Source organism: Pseudomonas mosselii, from assembly GCF_003205295.1.
Lineage (GTDB): Bacteria > Pseudomonadota > Gammaproteobacteria > Pseudomonadales > Pseudomonadaceae > Aquipseudomonas > Aquipseudomonas mosselii_B.
Genome location: NZ_QJRP01000007.1, coordinates 215860 through 230325, shown reverse-complemented (window position 1 = coordinate 230325; position 14466 = coordinate 215860). Strand labels below are relative to the sequence as shown.

General features: G+C 66.0%; 18 protein-coding genes. 10 read left to right on the top strand and 8 right to left on the bottom strand.

Features of this window, described 5'->3' with window-relative positions:
• Positions 1-103: 103 nt before the first annotated feature.
• Positions 104-295, bottom strand: coding sequence for a PLDc N-terminal domain-containing protein (locus DMX06_RS10030; protein ID WP_023629733.1), 192 nt, complete (start codon positions 293-295; stop codon positions 104-106).
• A gap of 126 nt (positions 296-421) precedes the next feature.
• On the opposite strand from DMX06_RS10030, the gene DMX06_RS10025 reads away from it, so the two are divergent.
• Positions 422-1360, top strand: coding sequence for a ZIP family metal transporter (locus DMX06_RS10025; protein WP_181427805.1), 939 nt, complete (start codon positions 422-424; stop codon positions 1358-1360).
• Positions 1361-1473: 113 nt separating this feature from the next.
• Here the strand turns inward: DMX06_RS10025 and DMX06_RS10020 are convergent, their stop codons facing one another.
• Positions 1474-2004: a hypothetical protein gene (locus DMX06_RS10020; RefSeq protein ID WP_110736620.1), complete on the bottom strand. Its 531-nt coding sequence runs from the start codon at positions 2002-2004 to the stop codon at positions 1474-1476.
• A gap of 60 nt (positions 2005-2064) precedes the next feature.
• A complete protein-coding gene (locus DMX06_RS10015) occupies positions 2065-2586 on the bottom strand; it encodes an ankyrin repeat domain-containing protein (protein ID WP_110736618.1) in 522 nt (173 codons plus the stop codon).
• Between the two features lie 268 nt (positions 2587-2854).
• Here DMX06_RS10015 and DMX06_RS10010 point away from each other — a divergent pair, with 268 nt between their 5' ends.
• Positions 2855-3127, top strand: a complete 273-nt coding sequence (locus DMX06_RS10010) for a DUF3509 domain-containing protein (protein ID WP_028691763.1) — start codon at positions 2855-2857, stop codon at positions 3125-3127.
• 18 nt (positions 3128-3145) lie between these two features.
• Here the strand turns inward: DMX06_RS10010 and DMX06_RS10005 are convergent, their stop codons facing one another.
• The 3 genes from DMX06_RS10005 to aroC all read right to left on the bottom strand — a co-directional run bounded on the left by DMX06_RS10005 (position 3146) and on the right by aroC (position 6053).
• On the bottom strand, positions 3146-3682 hold the full coding sequence (locus DMX06_RS10005) for an oxidase (protein WP_110736617.1): 537 nt from the start codon (positions 3680-3682) through the stop codon (positions 3146-3148).
• Complete coding sequence (locus DMX06_RS10000; protein ID WP_110736615.1) at positions 3682-4836, bottom strand: MFS transporter; 1155 nt, start codon at positions 4834-4836, stop codon at positions 3682-3684. The genes DMX06_RS10005 and DMX06_RS10000 overlap by 1 nt, the downstream gene beginning before the upstream one ends.
• A gap of 125 nt (positions 4837-4961) precedes the next feature.
• Positions 4962-6053 carry a chorismate synthase gene (gene aroC / locus DMX06_RS09995; protein ID WP_110736613.1) on the bottom strand — a complete coding sequence of 364 codons (1092 nt, stop codon included), beginning with the start codon at positions 6051-6053 and terminating at the stop codon, positions 4962-4964.
• 276 nt (positions 6054-6329) lie between these two features.
• Here aroC and DMX06_RS09990 point away from each other — a divergent pair, with 276 nt between their 5' ends.
• Positions 6330-7289, top strand: a complete 960-nt coding sequence (locus DMX06_RS09990) for an alpha/beta hydrolase (protein WP_110736611.1) — start codon at positions 6330-6332, stop codon at positions 7287-7289.
• Between the two features lie 130 nt (positions 7290-7419).
• Positions 7420-8202: a hypothetical protein gene (locus tag DMX06_RS09985; RefSeq protein WP_110736609.1), complete on the top strand. Its 783-nt coding sequence runs from the start codon at positions 7420-7422 to the stop codon at positions 8200-8202.
• A 166-nt stretch (positions 8203-8368) separates the two neighbouring features.
• Here the strand turns inward: DMX06_RS09985 and prmB are convergent, their stop codons facing one another.
• A complete protein-coding gene (prmB, locus tag DMX06_RS09980) occupies positions 8369-9277 on the bottom strand; it encodes a 50S ribosomal protein L3 N(5)-glutamine methyltransferase (protein ID WP_110736607.1) in 909 nt (302 codons plus the stop codon).
• A 179-nt stretch (positions 9278-9456) separates the two neighbouring features.
• Here prmB and DMX06_RS09975 point away from each other — a divergent pair, with 179 nt between their 5' ends.
• From DMX06_RS09975 to DMX06_RS09955, 5 genes are all read left to right on the top strand, one after another.
• On the top strand, positions 9457-10047 hold the full coding sequence (locus DMX06_RS09975) for a cysteine hydrolase family protein (protein WP_028691770.1): 591 nt from the start codon (positions 9457-9459) through the stop codon (positions 10045-10047).
• 88 nt (positions 10048-10135) lie between these two features.
• Complete coding sequence (locus DMX06_RS09970; RefSeq protein WP_050704636.1) at positions 10136-10456, top strand: hypothetical protein; 321 nt, start codon at positions 10136-10138, stop codon at positions 10454-10456.
• 206 nt (positions 10457-10662) lie between these two features.
• Positions 10663-11223 (top strand): Smr/MutS family protein, encoded by a 561-nt coding sequence (locus DMX06_RS09965; protein ID WP_110736605.1) that lies wholly within the window; start codon positions 10663-10665, stop codon positions 11221-11223.
• A 69-nt stretch (positions 11224-11292) separates the two neighbouring features.
• Positions 11293-11838, top strand: coding sequence for a GTP cyclohydrolase I FolE (folE, locus tag DMX06_RS09960; protein WP_110736603.1), 546 nt, complete (start codon positions 11293-11295; stop codon positions 11836-11838).
• Positions 11839-11896: 58 nt separating this feature from the next.
• On the top strand, positions 11897-12268 hold the full coding sequence (locus tag DMX06_RS09955; protein ID WP_110736602.1) for a glutathione S-transferase N-terminal domain-containing protein: 372 nt from the start codon (positions 11897-11899) through the stop codon (positions 12266-12268).
• Positions 12269-12419: 151 nt separating this feature from the next.
• On the opposite strand, the gene DMX06_RS09950 is transcribed toward DMX06_RS09955, so the two are convergent.
• Entirely contained in the window at positions 12420-13022 is a 603-nt protein-coding gene (locus tag DMX06_RS09950) for a glutathione S-transferase family protein (RefSeq protein ID WP_110736600.1), read from the bottom strand.
• Between the two features lie 144 nt (positions 13023-13166).
• On the opposite strand from DMX06_RS09950, the gene DMX06_RS09945 reads away from it, so the two are divergent.
• Entirely contained in the window at positions 13167-14357 is a 1191-nt protein-coding gene (locus DMX06_RS09945; RefSeq protein ID WP_110736599.1) for a benzoate/H(+) symporter BenE family transporter, read from the top strand.
• The last annotated feature ends 109 nt before the right edge of the window (positions 14358-14466 follow it).

The window sequence follows — 14466 nt, the reverse complement described above, 5'->3', positions numbered from 1 at the left end:
GACCAAGGCCGCATTGTGCGGCGCGGATTTTCAAAAATCGAGTGTGAAAATTTTGTCGAGAGCAGCCTGCCCTTACAAAGTTATACAGTTGGGTTGAAAGGCCTCAGATCCGCACATTGCCCCGCGGCCCGGCGATTGCCCAGATGATCAGCCCCAGCACCGGCAGCAGCAGGATCAGCAGGATCCACAGCACCTTGATGCCGACCTCCGCGCCGCTCTTGAGCACATTGAGAATGGCCCAGATATCCAGGGCCAGGATGATCAGGCCGACCAGGCTGTTGAAGGTGGACCCCATGGCGCCGCTCCCGCACGGTGTGTGTGCCCCAGAGCATAGCTGGCTATGGCCCCGATAGAAGGGAATCCTTGGCCGAACGTACAGGTCAGTGGATAGACTGCTTTCATCCACTGCTCCGAGGTTCCCATGCCCCCCGCCCACATCGAAAGTGCCGCTCCCGACTCAATGCTCAGCGCCTGGCGACAACAGGCCCAGGAAACGCCCTGGCTCAGCGCCGGCCTGGCCCTGAGCCTGCTGGCCGTCGCGGCGCTGCTGCTGGCGAGCCTGTGGAACGCGGTCAACGGCGACCACGCCGACAACCTGCACCTGGCCCTGCTCGGCGGGCTGTCGGGCTTCGGCGCCACCGCCCTGGGCGCGGTGCTGGCGGTGGTCCTGCGTGACGTCAACGCCCGCACCCAGGACGTGATGCTCGGTTTTGCCGCCGGCATGATGCTTGCCGCCAGTTCGTTCTCGCTGATCCTGCCGGGCCTGGATGCCGCCCGCGAAATCACCGGCAACGGCCCGGCGGCGGCCTTCACCGTGGTCCTGGGCATGGGCCTCGGGGTACTGCTGATGCTGGGCCTTGACCGCTTCACCCCGCACGAGCATGAAAGCACCGGCCCTTGCGGCCCGCAGGCCGAGCGGGTCAACCGGGTGTGGCTGTTCGTGCTGGCCATTACCCTGCACAACCTGCCCGAGGGCATGGCCATCGGCGTGAGCTTCGCCAACGGCGACATGAACATCGGCCTGCCGCTGACCAGCGCCATCGCGATCCAGGATATCCCCGAAGGCCTGGCCGTGGCCCTGGCCCTGCGCGCCACGGGGCTTTCGAACTTCAAGGCGATGATGGTGGCGATCGGCTCGGGCCTGATGGAGCCGTTGGGCGCGGTGATCGGCCTGGGCATCTCCACCGGCTTTGCCCTGGCCTACCCGGTCAGCATGGGCCTGGCGGCGGGGGCGATGATCTTCGTGGTGTCCCACGAGGTGATCCCGGAAACCCACCGCAATGGGCACCAGACCGCGGCGACGCTGGGGCTGATGGGCGGGTTCGCGGTGATGATGTTTCTTGATACCGCGTTGGGTTGAGGCCGTCGACAATCTGCCCCGGCCTCTTCGCGGGTAAACCCGCTCCCACAGGATCTCCAATGTTGCGAGATCCTGTGGGAGCGGGTTTACCCGCGAAGAGGCCGGAACATTACTCAGACGTGCACGGCCACCTTCAAAGCCTCCAGCGCCGGCTCCACCTTGATGCCTACGGCCTCGCCCAACTCCAGCACACGGGCCAGGTCGTTCTGCCCCACCATCACCACCTGCAGCTCGTCATCGAGCAGTTGGCTGAAGTTCAGCAGCACGTAGCCACCGGCTTCCTTGTTCAGCGCGCCCATCTGCACCTGGATGCGGTTGAGCGCGGTCAGCGCTTCGGTACGCGCCAGTTGCTTGGGCTTGAGGGTGAACGGCACGCTCTTGTCGAACGAGTCGCTGATCTGCTGGAACAGGTCCTGGTAGCTGTCGGCCTGGAACAGCACGGTATCGGGCAGACTGCCGACCACCACCCACTCGCCCAGCGGGAACGGGAAGCTGTCGTCGTAGTTGATGTCCGGGTTGGCGGCGAGGAAGGCGGCGGGGTCGGCGTAGGCCTGCGCGGCCTCGGCGGCGATGCGCTCGATATCCTCATCGCGCATGCAGCCGGCGCCGATGAGGCTGATGAATTCGAGCAACTGGTCTTTCATGGGGGGCCCTGCGGGTTGGCGTGAAAGGCGCCAAGGATAGCCGCAAACGCCCCCGAAGGGTTAGCCGGCCTTCGCCTCCAGGCGTGCGGCGGCGTCCACCGCGCCCATGGTGCGCGCAGCCGTCAGCGCGGTGGCGCCGGCCGCGTCACGCCGTGTCGGATCGGCGCCCTGGGCCAGCAGGTAGTCGATGATCTCCAAACGGTTGAACATCGCCGCCAGCATCAGCGCGGTGCGGCCGTCCGCGGCGGCGGCATCCACCGGCACGCCGTGCTCGAGCAGCAGGCGGATCATGGCCAGGTCGCCCTTGAAGGCGGCGCCGGCCATGGGCAACTGGCCGTTGTCATTGGCAATCAGCGGATCGGCGCCATGGGCCAGCAGCACCCGCACGGCGTCGTGGTGGCCATGGTAGCTGGCCAGCATCAGCAAGGTGTCGCCCTTGTGGTTGCGCAGGTCGGCGGGCAGGCCACCGTCGAGCAGGCGACCGAGCATGGTCGCGTCGCCGCGGCGGGCGCGCTCGAAGACCTCCTCGGCGAAGGCCGCGGTTTCTTCGGCGGTCATGGTGGCGGGCTGGTGATCGGACATCGGGAACCTCCTGGCATCTGGCAATGGGCCCAGTGTCCATCAGGCAGCGGCGAGCGGTCCAAGGTTCAGATTCTATCGGCGGCAGAGAGCCAGGCTATGACCGTGCAAAATGCACTGTGCAAAATGCACGGGCGTGCAGATTGCAATGCGCGACCTTATAGGGTCGAGTTTAAAACATTGATTTTAAACGATTTTTTCTGAAACAAAGGCTGGCACGGTCGCTGCAATCATCAACTCAAGTCTGCCAGTACAACAGTCAGGAGTTGATATGGACCTCATCCAGGAAAAATTCGCCTCGGTCTTCGCCGCCTACCAGGTCACCACCCAGCCGCGTCCGGACGGCGGTGTCCTGCTGACCCTGCGCGCCAGCGACGGCGTGGTGACCCGGCGCGTGCTGACCTATGCGCAACTGCACAGCGCCGAGCAACTGTCCTGGGCGATCAGCGCAATCCGCCGCGACCTGGCCGGGCAGCCGAGCGAGCTGCCGGTGATCTCGATGCTGCAGAGCCAGCAACGCTTTGCCCTGCCGACCTACCGCTGATCGCGCGACCAAACCCTCTCAGAGTTCGTCGAGCCCGGCAAATTGTCGGGCTGTTTCATCACCGGTGAACCGCGGCTGCACCGCCTGCTCGCTGGCGAACAGGCGCAGGGCCAGGCAGAACGGGGTGTCGCCCAGATCCAGCCAGCGGCGTGTACCAGCGGGCACCAGCAACACATCGTCCTTCTCGCACAACACGGCGTACACCGCATCCCCCAGGCGCAGGCTGACCTGGCCACGCCCGCTGATCAACGCGAACACTTCCTCGCCGTCATGTACGTGCTCGTCGCGCAGGTCGGCCTGGCTCGGGTCGACGCCATCGCGGCTGAGCACGCCGAACACCACACTGCCATGGGCAGTCATCAACTGGTCGAGCGGCCCACGGCATGCGGCGACCACCTCATCCTGGCTGCTGCCCGGACGCAGGCGCGCGCCGGACTGCCAGCGGCCGAAGCGCACGCCCTGCTCGGCCAGGGTCGCGGCGATGTCGTCGTGGTGGGTCAGCACCTTGTGCGGCAGTTCCGGGCTGGACGGGTCGAATACGCTGAGGATGCTCATCAGGGGTGGTTCCTGCTGTCTTTGAGTCGGAAGGCAATGATAACGGCTGCCGCGAGCGCCGCGACGCTGGCCATACCAAAGGTGAAGTGCGGGCCCAGCAGTTTCCAGCTGTAGCCCGAGTACAGGGCGCCCAGCGCACCGCCGGTGCCCGACAGCGCCGCGTACAGCGCCTGGCCCTGGCCCTGCTGACGGGCGCCGAAACTGACCTGGACGAAGGCGATGGCCGCGGCGTGGAAACAGCCGAAGGTGGCCGCGTGCAGCACCTGGGCGAATACCAGCACCGCCGGGATATCGGCCAGGTTGCCCAGCAACAGCCAGCGCAAGGCGGCCAGCAGGAAGCTCGTCAGCAGCACCTTGCGCACGGAAAAACGGGCGAAGATCCGGCTCATGGCCATGAACACCAGTACCTCGGCCACCACCCCCAGCGCCCACAGCAGGCCGATGGCGCTGCGGCTGTAGCCCAGGTGCTCCAGGTGCAGGGTCAGGAAGGTGTAGTACGGCCCATGGCTGAGCTGCATGAGGGCCACGCACACATAGAAGGCCAATACGCCGGGCGCCCGCACTTGCGCGAGGAAGCCGCCCGCCCCGCGCCGTTCGGCCTGTTCCACCGGTTGCGCATTGGGGACCCAGAGGCTGGCGGCAACGATCCCGGCCATGATCGCCACCAGCGCCACCGGGTAGATGTCCAGGCTCAGCCATTCGAACAGGCGCCCAAGGCCGACCACAGCGAGGATGAAGCCGATCGAGCCCCATAGCCGCACCTGACTGTAGCGCGCGGTCTGACCATGCAGGTGGGCCAGGGTGATCACCTCGAACTGCGGAAGCACCGCGTGCCAGAAGAACGCGTGCAGGGCCATGACCATCGCCAGCCAGGCATAGCTCTTGCCGAAGAAGATCAGCGAGAAGGTCGCAAGGGTCGACAGCGCCCCGAAACGCACGATCAGCAGGCGCTGGCCGCTGCGGTCGCCCAGCCAGCCCCACAGGTTGGGGGCGATGCAGCGCATCAGCATGGGGATGGCCACCAGCTCGCCGATGCGTGCCGGGGAGAAGCCCAGGTGGTCGAAGTACAGGGCCAGGAACGGCGCGGTGGAGCCGAGCAGGGCGAAATAGAAGAGGTAGAAGCTGGAGAGGCGCCAGTAGGGGATCGGGGGCATGGGATGGGCCTTGTGTGAGCCTGCACCGGCCTCTTCGCGGGTAAACCCGCTCCCACAGGGATCTCGCAGCATTGGAGATCCCTGTGGGAGCGGGTTTACCCGCGAAGAGGCCGACCCTGGCTAAGTCAGAGCTGGCCCAGTACCGGGGTGCCCACTTTCACGTCGGCATTCTGCGCCCGGTGGCGCAGCAAGTGATCCATCAAGGCGATGGCCATCATCGCCTCGGCGATCGGCGTGGCACGAATGCCGACGCACGGGTCGTGACGGCCCTTGGTGATCACCTCGACCGGATTGCCGTCGACGTCGATCGAACGGCCCGGGGTGGTGATGCTCGAGGTCGGCTTGAGCGCCAGGTGGGCGACGATCGGCTGGCCCGAAGAGATACCGCCGAGGATGCCGCCGGCGTTGTTGCTGAGGAAGCCTTCAGGGGTCAGTTCGTCTCGGTGCTCGGTGCCACGCTGGGCGACGCTGGCGAAGCCGGCGCCGATTTCCACACCCTTGACTGCGTTGATGCTCATCAGCGCGTGGGCCAGCTCGGCGTCGAGGCGGTCGAAGATCGGCTCGCCCAGGCCCGGCATCACGCCTTCGGCGACCACGGTGATCTTCGCCCCCACCGAGTCCTGGTCACGGCGCAGCTGGTCCATGTAGGCCTCGAGCTCCGGTACCTTGTCCGGGTCGGGGCTGAAGAAGGCGTTCTGCTCGACCGACTCCCAGGTCTTGAACGGGATCTCGATCGGACCCAGCTGGCTCATGTAGCCGCGCACGCGGATGCCCTGGGTGGCCAGGTACTTCTTGGCAATGGCGCCGGCCGCTACGCGCATGGCGGTCTCGCGCGCCGAGCTGCGGCCACCGCCGCGGTAGTCGCGGATGCCGTACTTGTGGTGGTAGGTGTAGTCGGCGTGGGCCGGGCGGAACAGGTCCTTGATCGCCGAGTAGTCCTTGGACTTCTGGTCGGTGTTGCGGATCAACAGGCCGATCGAGCAGCCGGTGGTACGCCCTTCGAACACGCCGGAGAGGATCTCCACTTCATCCGGCTCCTGGCGCTGGGTGGTGTGCCGGCTGGTGCCGGGCTTGCGCCGATCGAGGTCGTGCTGCAGGTCGGCGAGGGAGATTTCCAGGCCTGGCGGGCAGCCGTCGACAATGGCGACCAACGCCGGGCCATGGCTCTCGCCAGCGGTGGTGACAGTGAACAGCTTGCCGTAGGTATTGCCGGACATGGACGCTCCGCGAATCTGCCTGAGGTGATCGAAAGCGGCAGTATACGGAAAACGCTACAGGATGGGTTGCCCATGCCGGCCTCTTCGCGGGTAAACCCGCTCCCACAGGGATCGCGCCAGATTCTAAAAATTGAGCAAGACAGTTGCTCCCACAGGCCGGCCCATCTCACTGTGGGAGCGGGTTTACCCGCGAAGAGGCCGGCACGGCAAGCGAGCCATGCGAACCTTCATCGCGCTGCAATGTCTCAATGACACCTAGCCATGTAGTACCCCTCCATGAAGTCGCGCCTCGCCGCCCTGCTCCTGATGTTCTGCGCCAGCCTCGCCCAGGCCGCCCCCACCGTACTGCAACGCCCCATCGACCTGGACACCGGCCAGGGCGTGCTGCACGGCAGCCTGCTGCTACCCCAGCAAACCACCCCGCCACCGGTGGTGCTGATCATCGCCGGCTCCGGCCCTACCGACCGCGATGGCAACAACCCCGCCTCCGGGCGCATCGACAACCTCAAGCGCCTGGCCCTGCTGCTGGCCGGCGAGCACATCGCCAGCGTGCGCTTCGACAAGCGAGGGGTGGCCGCCAGCCAGCCGGCCACCCCTGACGAGCGCGACCTCAGCGTCGAGCGCTATGTCGCCGACGTGGTGGCCTGGGGGCGCGCGCTGCGCCAGGACCCGCGCTTCGGCCCGCTGATCCTGGTCGGCCACAGTGAAGGTGCGCTGATTGCCAGCCTCGCCGCCGAACAGGCCGGTGCCAGCGCAGTGATCACCCTGGCCGGCAGTGGCCGACCGGTAGCCGACGTGCTGCGCGAGCAGCTGGCCCAACGCCTGCCGCCAGCGCAACTGGCCGGTGGCGTGGCGCTGATCGACCGGTTGCAGGCCGGGCAGACCAGCCTCGACGTGCCCGCCCCGCTGCGCCAGGTGTTCCGCCCCAGCGTGCAGCCGTACCTGATCACCCTGCTGCACCAGGACCCGGCGGCGGCGTTCGCCCGGCTCAAGGTGCCCGCGCTGATCGTCCAGGGGCGCAACGACATCCAGGTGGAGGTGGCTGACGCCGAACGCCTCAAGGCCGCCAAACCCGACGCCCAGCTGGCGCTGATCGACGGCATGAACCACATGCTGCGCATCAGCCCCCGGGAGATGGGCCAGCAGCGTGACAGCTACCGCAACCCCGAGTTGCCGCTGGCCCGTGAGCTGGGGGAACGCATCGTCCTGTTCATCCACGGGCTGCCGCAGGCCTGAAAGCGCCCTCAGGTATTGGCCCCGCCTGCCGATAACGCGGCTAAGAAGGCAGTGATCCGGGGGCAAGCCCACATCTGCGATGTCCTTGCAGGTACCGGCACCCGGCCGCCGTGCACCTGAGGATTCCCTGATGACCGATGCCCCCGCCGCCGAGGCGACCGAAGAACAAGCCCCGGAAAGCGCCCCGCTGCCCTGGGCGGACCTTGCCGCCGAGCACTTCCAGTTGCTGCGCCTGGCGCCGCTGCCGACCGACCGCAACAGCGGCGCCCGCCCGCTACGTTTCGTCCAGTTCGGCTACGCCGAGCGCCACGACAAGGCCCATAGCCTGCTGCGCATGGAAGTCCGCCTGCCGGGGCAGAAGGTGCGCAAGGAACAGAACCAGCTGGATATTCGCGTCGACCACGAAGCGCGCACGGTGCGCATCGGCGACCCGGCCGGTCTGCAGCTGGAGCCGCTGAACCGTGGCCTTGGCCGTTACCTGCTGGCGCAGGCGGTGCAGTGGCTGCAGCAGCGTTGCTCGCACTACCGGGTCGAGGGCATGAGCCTGCCGAACAAGGACGCCCTGAACGAAGACACCCGCCTGCGCCGCGACCATGTGCTGGGCAGCGTCGGCCTGGCGGTGGAGTACACCGACGGCCAGTTGCTCAAGGGGCGCGTGGTGGAAACGCCGGTGGGCCAGCTCAAGGGCGGCTGGAACACCGAGAAGGTGCAGCGCGTGGACAACCTCGAGGCCGCCGGCATGCTGCAGCAGGCCGAGCAGAACCTGATGGAGAAGGAAGCCCAGCTGCGTGAGCGTGACGAGCGCGTGGCCAAGTACCGCCGCGAGGACAGCGGCCTGCGCTTCACCATCACCTGCCTGGTGGCGTTCGCGGTGTTCCAGGCCGGGTTGCTGATCTGGATCGCCACCCGCTGACCTGCCCTACGCGATCCGTGTAGGAGCGGCCTTGCCGAGGCGTCGGACCGGTCGGAAAGGGCTGCGTAGCAGCCCCAGAATTTCAGCCTGCAGCACAGATCGCCGGGGCCGCGATGCGGCCCTTTCGCGACACAAGGCCGCTCCTACAGGGGACGGTGTTAATCCTTCAGACCCGCGCCTTGAACAGCTCCTGATGCTGCCGGCACTGCTCGGCGGTCAGCATGAACACCCCGTGGCCACCGCGCTCGAACTCCAGCCAGGCGAAGTCCACCTCGGGATAGAGCGACTCGACGTGCACCTGGCTGTTGCCCACCTCGACGATCATCAGGCCCTTGTCGGTCAAGTGGTCGGCCGCCTCGGCCAGCATGCGCCGCACCAGGTCCAGACCGTCGTTGCCGCAGGCCAGGCCCAGCTCGGGCTCGTGGTGGTACTCGGCCGGCATGTCGCCGAAGTCCTCGGCATCGACGTACGGCGGGTTGGACAGGATCAGGTCGAAGCGCTGCCCCGGCAGGCCAGCGAAACCATCGCCCTGCACGGTGTACACCCGCTCATCGAGGCCATGGCGCTCGATGTTCTGGTTGGCCACCTCCAGCGCGTCGAAGGACAGGTCGGCCAGCACCACCTCGGCGTCCTGGAATACCTCGGCGGCAACGATGCCGATGCAACCGGAGCCGGTGCACAGGTCGAGGATGCGCGCAGGCTCCGTGGCCAGCCACGGCTCGAAGCGTTTCTCGATCAGCTCGCCGATCGGCGAGCGCGGCACCAGCACCCGCTCGTCGACGATGAACGACATGCCGCAGAACCAGGCCTCGCCCAGCAGGTAGGCGGTGGGCACGCGTTCTTCGATACGGCGCTTGAGCAGGTGCTGCAGGCGTACCGTTTCGTCATCTTCCAGCGCGCAGTCCAGGTAGCTGTCGGCCACCTCCCAGGGCAGGTGCACCGCGCCGAGTACCAGCAGGCGGGCTTCGTCCCAGGCGTTGTCGGCACCGTGGCCGAAGAACAGCTCGTGTTCATGGAAGCGGCTGACCGCCCAGCGGATATGGTCGCGCAGGGTGCGCAGGCGGGATGTGATCACGGGGTACTCCTTTTCAGACAGGACAAAAGTCTAACAGCCCACACCGCACATTTGTTTCCTCCGATAGCCAAACAGATAGCCACAAGCCAGCAACCACGCTGTCTGCGCTGTCAACCATTCACATTGGCGTCAAGGCAAGGGAGAATAGGTACACAAAAGCCCTACCCAAGGAGCCCTTGATGTCCGTTCCAACCACGATGTTCCGCCTCACTGGCCGCGACTATCCGCCGGCCAAGCTGGGCCAAGCCAGCCTGATCGTCATCGACGCGCAGAAGGAATACCTGAGCGGTCCGCTGGCGCTGTCGGGCATGGACGAGGCCGTGGCGAACATTGCCAGGTTGCTCGATGCCGCCCGCAAGGCCGGCCGCCCGATCATCCATGTGCGCCACCTCGGCACCGTCGGCGGTCGCTTCGACCCCCAGGGGCCGGCGGGCGAGTTCATCCCGGGCCTGGAGCCGCGCGCCGGCGAGATCGTCATCGAAAAGCGCATGCCCAACGCCTTCAAGAACACCAAGCTACACGAGACGCTGCAGGAGCTCGGTCACCTCGACCTGATCGTCTGCGGTTTCATGAGCCACTCCAGCGTCAGCACTACGGTGCGCCGCGCCAAGGACTATGGTTATCGCTGCACCCTGGTGGAAGACGCCTCGGCGACCCGCGACCTGGCCCTGAAGGACACCGTGATCCCCGCCGCGCAGATCCACCAGTGCGAAATGGCCGTGATGGCCGACAACTTCGCCTGCGTCGCCCCCACCGCCAGCCTGGTCTGAGCCACGACCGCCCGGCGGACGGGCGGAACCCCAAGGTGACCGGCAGGTCGAAACCCGGATCAGCTCCACCAGATCCTGAGGAATTCGAATGAAGCTCAAAGGCAGTTTCGATGCCAAGCGCCTGCGCCAGCGCGAACCGAGCAACTGGGGCGCGCGGGTTGCCGCCGCTTTATCGGTGCTGCTGGCCACCCTGGGCATTTTGCTCGCCATGGCTGGTTTCGCCGGCCTGCTGGGCAATTACGCAGCGCTCGCCGAGCTCAATGCCAACCGCCCGCTGGCGGCGATTCTCGTCGTGGTCGGGCTGTTGCTGCTGTGGATCGGCGTGCGCGTCTGGCGACGCAGCCGCATCCGCCTGCGCCGTGGCCGCGAACTGAACCTGTCACCGCACCTGATGAAGAAGCACGACTGACAGATTTACACCTCCCCGTGTAGGAGCGGCCATGTGCCGCGAAAGGGCCGCAAAGCGGCCCCAGCAATCTTTGCATCAACACTGAATCCTGGGGCTGCTGCGCAGCCCTTTCGCGGCACAAGGCCGCTCCTACACAAACCGCGCGCAGCTCAGGGCTTCACTCCGACGCACAGTCGCGTAAACTACGCCGCCCACGTGGAGGCACCATGCAAGACGACGACTTTTCCCTCTTCCGCAGCCAAGTGCAGGGCGTCAAGCCGATCAAGCACGACCGCGCCGAAGTCGGCAAACCCAAGGCCGACCGCAAGCAGTTGGCCGGCCTGCGCCAGGCAGCGACCATCCGCAGCGACCAGCCACTGGTGATCGACGGCCTGTCCGACCAGTTCGTCATCGACGTCGGCGCCGAGGACGAACTGATGTGGCGCCGTGACGGCGTCCAGGAAACCCAGATCCGCAAGCTCAAGCTCGGCCAGATCGCCTTCGAAGGCAGCCTCGACCTGCACGGCATGAGCGTCGAGAAGGCCCGCGAGATGCTGTGGGACTTCATCGCCGAGGCGACCAAGCTCGAAGTGCGCTGCGTGCGCGTCACCCACGGCAAGGCCGCGCGCCTGGACGGCAAGCGCCCGATGATCAAGAGCCACGTCAACACCTGGCTGCGCCAACACCCGCAGGTGCTCGGTTTTGCCTCGTGCCAGGCCCGCCACGGCGGCACCGGCGCGGTGTACGTGATGCTCAAGCGAACCATGCTCGAAGGCCGCGACGAGTGACATCGCGCTTGCAGCGCCGCCGCCGCCACCGTACCCTTCGTCTTTGCGAAATTTTCCACAGGTAGATCCATGTCCCTGGAACAGAACTACACCGCGATCCTCAGCCAGATCGGCGAGGACGTCTCCCGCGAGGGCCTGCTCGACACGCCCAAGCGGGCCGCAAAGGCCATGAAGTACCTTTGCCGCGGTTATGAGCAAACCCTGGAAGAAGTGACCAACGGCGCGTTGTTCACCTCCGACAACAGCGAAATGGTGCTGGTCCGGGATATCGAGCTGTACTCGATGTGCGAACACCACATGCTGCCGTTCATCGGCAAGGCCCACGTGGCCTACCTGCCCAAAGGCAAGGTGCTGGGCCTGTCCAAGGTGGCGCGGATCGTCGACATGTACGCTCGCCGTCTGCAGATCCAGGAAAACCTCAGCCGCCAGATCGCCGAGGCCGTGCAGCAGGTGACCGGCGCCGCGGGTGTGGCGGTGGTGATCGAGGCCAAGCACATGTGCATGATGATGCGCGGTGTCGAAAAGCAGAACTCGACCATGCTCACCTCGGTGATGCTCGGCGAGTTCCGCGACAACGCCTCCACCCGCAGCGAGTTCCTCAGCCTGATCAAGTGATCGGCCTGTGTCCCGAGCCGACCCCATGGGGTCGGCTTTTTCATTTCAGGAGTTGCCCATGATCGTCAAAGCCCTGCGGGTTGGCCTCGGCCAGCTAATCGTGTTCGGCGACTGGATCAGCCGCCCGGCTAAAAAGAAGCGCGATGCCGCGGCCCAGGCCCAAGTCGAACAGCAGGCCAAGGGCCTGGCGCTGTATCAGTTCCACGCCTGCCCGTTCTGCGTGAAGACCCGCCGCACCCTGCACCGCCTGAACGTGCCGGTGGCGCTGCGCGATGCCAAGAACGACGCGCAGCATCGCCAGGCGCTGCTCGAAGGCGGCGGCCGGGTGAAGGTGCCGTGCCTGCGGATCGAGGAGGACGGCAAGGTGACCTGGATGTATGAGTCCAAGGACATCATTGCCTATCTGGACAAACGCTTCGCGGCGGTCTGACAGCACGTACACAACCCCTGTAGGAGCGGCCTCGTGTCGCGAAAGGGCCGCAAAGCGGCCCCGGCGATTTATACGTCGACGCTGAAATCCTGGGGCTGCTTTGCAGCCCTTTCGCGACACGAGGCCGCTCCTACACGGGGCGATAGCGGGTTCAATCCACCATCGGCACATGCCGTGGATGGCTGGCCACCCGCGCCAGCCAGGCCTGCACGGCCGGGTAACCCGCCAGGTCGAAACCGCCCTGGTGCGCCACATGGGTATAGGCATACAACGCCACATCGGCAATCGAATATTGCTCACCGACCAGGTAGGGCGTCATTTCCAGCTGCTTGTTCATCACCTTGAGCGCCTTGTAGCCGCCCTTGTGCAGCCCCTTGTATTCCTCCAGCCGGTCCTGTGGCAACCCCAGGTAGAACTGGATGAAGCGCGCCACGGCAATGTACGGCTCGTGGCTGTACTGCTCGAAGAACTGCCACTGCAGCACCTGGGTGCGCAGGCGTGGTTCACTGGGCAGGAACTCGCTGCCATCGGCCAGGTAGTTGAGAATCGCGTTGGACTCCCACAGGCAGGTGCCGTCCTCGAGCTTGAGCACCGGCACCTTGCCGTTGGGGTTCATGGCCAGGAACTCGGGCGTTTCAGTCTCGCCCTTGAGAATATCCACCGGGTGCCACTCATACGGACGGTCGAGCAGGCTCAGCATCAGCTTGACCTTGTAGCAGTTGCCCGACTGGTAATCCCCATACACCTTGTACATCGCCCCTCCCCTTTCACGCAGTTGCGCAGTAATACCCCATAGTTGGCGACTGTACGGCTAAATGCAATGCCTGCTGTATGGCAAGGATCACGCCATTGCACGGTAGCCTGAAAAAACTGCTTACACCTGTACAAGGAATTCCCCATGACCGATGCCACCTCCGCGCGCCTGCGGCCGCTGGCGGACAGCTCCCCGTCGGCGGTTGTCGCCGGCTTCATCGCCATGCTCACCGGCTATACCAGCTCGCTGGTGCTGATGTTCCAGGCTGGGCAGGCCGCCGGCCTGACCAGCGCGCAGATCTCGTCGTGGATCTGGGCCCTGTCGATCGGCATGGCGGTGTGCAGCATCGGCCTGTCGCTGCGCTACCGTACCCCGGTCACGGTGGCCTGGTCGACACCCGGCGCGGCGCTGCTGATTACCAGTCTCGGCGGCGTCAGTTACGGCGAGGCCATCGGGGCCTACATCACCTGCGCCGTGCTGGTACTGATATGCGGCCTGACCGGCAGTTTCGAGCGTCTGGTGCGGCGCATCCCCGCCTCGCTCGCCTCGGCCCTGCTGGCCGGCATCCTGTTCAAGATCGGCAGCGAGATTTTCGTCGCCGCCCAGCATCGCACGGTGCTGGTTCTGGGGATGTTCTTCAGCTACCTGCTGGTCAAGCGCCTGTCGCCGCGCTACTGCGTGCTGGCCGCGCTGCTGGTCGGCACGGCGCTGTCCGGCGCCTTGGGGCTGCTGGACTTCAGCGGCTTCCAGCTGGAGATCGCCACCCCGGTGTGGACCACGCCGAGTTTTTCGCTGGCGGCGACCATCAGCATCGGCATCCCGCTGTTCGTGGTGGCCATGACTTCGCAGAACATGCCCGGCGTCGCCGTGCTGCGCGCCGACGGCTACCAGGTGCCGGCCTCGCCGCTGATCTCGGCCACGGGGTTTGCCTCACTGCTGCTGGCACCGTTCGGCTCCCACGGGATCAACCTGGCGGCAATCAGCGCGGCGATCTGCACCGGGCCGCATGCCCATGAAGACCCGGCCAAGCGTTACACGGCTGCGGTATGGTGCGGGATCTTCTACGGCATCGCCGGCACCTTCGGCGCGACCCTGGCGGCGCTGTTCGGCGCCCTGCCCAAGGAACTGGTGCTGTCGATCGCCGCCCTGGCGCTGTTCGGCTCGATCATGAACGGCCTGAGCGTGGCCATGGGCGAAGCGCGCGAGCGCGAGGCGGCGCTGATCACCTTCATGGTCACGGCGTCGGGGTTCACCCTGTTCTCGATCGGCTCGGCGTTCTGGGGGATCGTGGCGGGGGTGCTGACCTTGCTGATCCTCAGTCCGCGCAGGGGCTGAAGCCCAACCCAGATCCACTGTAGGAGCGGCCTTGTGTCGCGAAAGGGCTGCGCAGCAGCCCCAGGATCTGAACGTCGAGCAGAGATTGTCGGGGCCGCTTTGCGGCCCT

Bases quoted from the DNA above. Each gene is read 5' to 3' on its own strand.
- DMX06_RS10030 (WP_023629733.1), bottom strand. From the start codon at position 295: ATGGGGTCCACCTTCAACAGCCTGGTCGGCCTGATCATCCTGGCCCTG.
- DMX06_RS10025 (WP_181427805.1), top strand. From the start codon at position 422: ATGCCCCCCGCCCACATCGAAAGTGCCGCTCCCGACTCAATGCTCAGC.
- DMX06_RS10020 (WP_110736620.1), bottom strand. From the start codon at position 2,004: ATGAAAGACCAGTTGCTCGAATTCATCAGCCTCATCGGCGCCGGCTGC.
- DMX06_RS10015 (WP_110736618.1), bottom strand. From the start codon at position 2,586: ATGTCCGATCACCAGCCCGCCACCATGACCGCCGAAGAAACCGCGGCC.
- DMX06_RS10010 (WP_028691763.1), top strand. From the start codon at position 2,855: ATGGACCTCATCCAGGAAAAATTCGCCTCGGTCTTCGCCGCCTACCAG.
- DMX06_RS10005 (WP_110736617.1), bottom strand. From the start codon at position 3,682: ATGAGCATCCTCAGCGTATTCGACCCGTCCAGCCCGGAACTGCCGCAC.
- DMX06_RS10000 (WP_110736615.1), bottom strand. From the start codon at position 4,836: ATGCCCCCGATCCCCTACTGGCGCCTCTCCAGCTTCTACCTCTTCTAT.
- aroC (WP_110736613.1), bottom strand. From the start codon at position 6,053: ATGTCCGGCAATACCTACGGCAAGCTGTTCACTGTCACCACCGCTGGC.
- DMX06_RS09990 (WP_110736611.1), top strand. From the start codon at position 6,330: ATGAAGTCGCGCCTCGCCGCCCTGCTCCTGATGTTCTGCGCCAGCCTC.
- DMX06_RS09985 (WP_110736609.1), top strand. From the start codon at position 7,420: ATGACCGATGCCCCCGCCGCCGAGGCGACCGAAGAACAAGCCCCGGAA.
- DMX06_RS09975 (WP_028691770.1), top strand. From the start codon at position 9,457: ATGTCCGTTCCAACCACGATGTTCCGCCTCACTGGCCGCGACTATCCG.
- DMX06_RS09970 (WP_050704636.1), top strand. From the start codon at position 10,136: ATGAAGCTCAAAGGCAGTTTCGATGCCAAGCGCCTGCGCCAGCGCGAA.
- DMX06_RS09965 (WP_110736605.1), top strand. From the start codon at position 10,663: ATGCAAGACGACGACTTTTCCCTCTTCCGCAGCCAAGTGCAGGGCGTC.
- folE (WP_110736603.1), top strand. From the start codon at position 11,293: ATGTCCCTGGAACAGAACTACACCGCGATCCTCAGCCAGATCGGCGAG.
- DMX06_RS09955 (WP_110736602.1), top strand. From the start codon at position 11,897: ATGATCGTCAAAGCCCTGCGGGTTGGCCTCGGCCAGCTAATCGTGTTC.
- DMX06_RS09950 (WP_110736600.1), bottom strand. From the start codon at position 13,022: ATGTACAAGGTGTATGGGGATTACCAGTCGGGCAACTGCTACAAGGTC.
- DMX06_RS09945 (WP_110736599.1), top strand. From the start codon at position 13,167: ATGACCGATGCCACCTCCGCGCGCCTGCGGCCGCTGGCGGACAGCTCC.